The organism is Corallococcus exercitus (assembly GCF_003611585.1).
In the GTDB taxonomy this organism is placed as follows: Bacteria; Myxococcota; Myxococcia; order Myxococcales; family Myxococcaceae; genus Corallococcus; species Corallococcus exercitus.
This window is the reverse complement of record NZ_RAVW01000795.1, coordinates 1-1,224: the sequence shown is the minus strand read 5'-3', so window position 1 is coordinate 1,224 and position 1,224 is coordinate 1. Positions and strand designations below refer to the sequence as shown.

At 66.5% G+C, this 1,224-nt stretch carries 1 protein-coding gene; it reads left to right on the top strand.

The window, feature by feature from the left end:
* Positions 1–109 precede the first annotated feature (109 nt).
* The gene (locus D7W79_RS42085) at positions 110–1,192 is read left to right on the top strand and encodes an IS630 family transposase (RefSeq protein WP_439099281.1); all 1,083 of its coding nucleotides are present in this window, start codon (positions 110–112) and stop codon (positions 1,190–1,192) included.
* The last annotated feature ends 32 nt before the right edge of the window (positions 1,193–1,224 follow it).

The window sequence follows — 1,224 nt, the reverse complement described above, 5'->3', positions numbered from 1 at the left end:
CTAAACGACCGCTCATGATTCTCGAACGGCTCGGAGGGTAGCCAAGCGCTGGCGGAGGAAGGAAGGGGCAGGAGCTCGCGTCGTTCGGCCTTGTGTGCGCAAGAACCGGATGAAGAAGCGAGCCCTGCCTCAGGGAAGGCAACAGCTGCGTCTGCGATGTCGTGACCGTAGACGGCTGATTCGCTGGGGTGAGTGGACTGGCTGCCCGCTCACCCTGCGGCGGTGCCTGGCGGTGGCCAAGGTCGCCAGTGGCCAGTCACGAGCACAGGCCGCGCGAGAGTTGCTCTGCGCCCCTTCCACGGTGGTGTCCGCAGTCCAGCGCTACCAGGAGTCAGGCCGTGACGGCCTCTTGGACAAGCGCGCCCAGAATGGGCGGCGCAAAGTGGACGAGTATTTCCGGCAGACGCTGCGCCGGGTGCTGGAAGGCACGCCGCAGCAGTCCGGCTGGCGTCGAACCACCTGGACGCGCGAGTTGCTGGTGCGAGAGGTAGAGAGGCGAGGCCGGGTGCACGTCTCGCCCGCGACGATGGGGCGTGCCCTGGCCTCGGTGGGAGCCCAGAGAAGGCGCCCGCGTCCCGTGGTGCGCTGCCCTTGGCCGGAGCGCCGACGCCAGCGGCGCCTCTGGCAGCTGAAATGCCGTGCGGCCTTCGCCCGGCCTGACGAGCCCGTGCTTTTCGAGGATGAGATGGACGTGCACCTCAACCCGAAAATCGGCCCGGACTGGACGTTGCCTGGACAGCGCAGAGAGGTGGTAACGCCGGGCAACAACCAGAAGCGGTACGTGGCGGGGGCTCTGGATGCGAGCACAGCCCGAATGACCTGGGTGCAGGGGGTGAAGAAGACGAGCGCGCTCTTCATCGACCTGGTGCGAGCAGTGGACGCCGCTTACCCGAGGGCGAAGCGCCTGCATTTCATCCTCGACAATGCAGCCACCCATTCCAGCAAGAAGACACAGACTGCGCTGGAGGCACTGGGCGAGCGGCTGGTGCTGCACTTCCTGCCGCCGTACTGCCCGGAGGGCAACCGCATTGAGCGCGTGTGGTGGGACGTGCACGCCAACGTCACCCGCAACCACCGCTGCAAGAAGATGGAGTCGCTCATGACCGAGGTGGACGCCTACCTCGACGCTCGGAACGCGCAGAGAACCGCCAGCCCCTTGCTGCGCGCCGCCTCTGCTCGACGCGCAGCTTGAGACCGTTCGAGAATTACGATCGGTCGTTTAGG

What these genes read in the sequence shown, in the direction of transcription:
- D7W79_RS42085 (WP_439099281.1), top strand. Translation starts at nt 110, where the DNA reads ATGAAGAAGCGAGCCCTGCCTCAGGGAAGGCAACAGCTGCGTCTGCGA.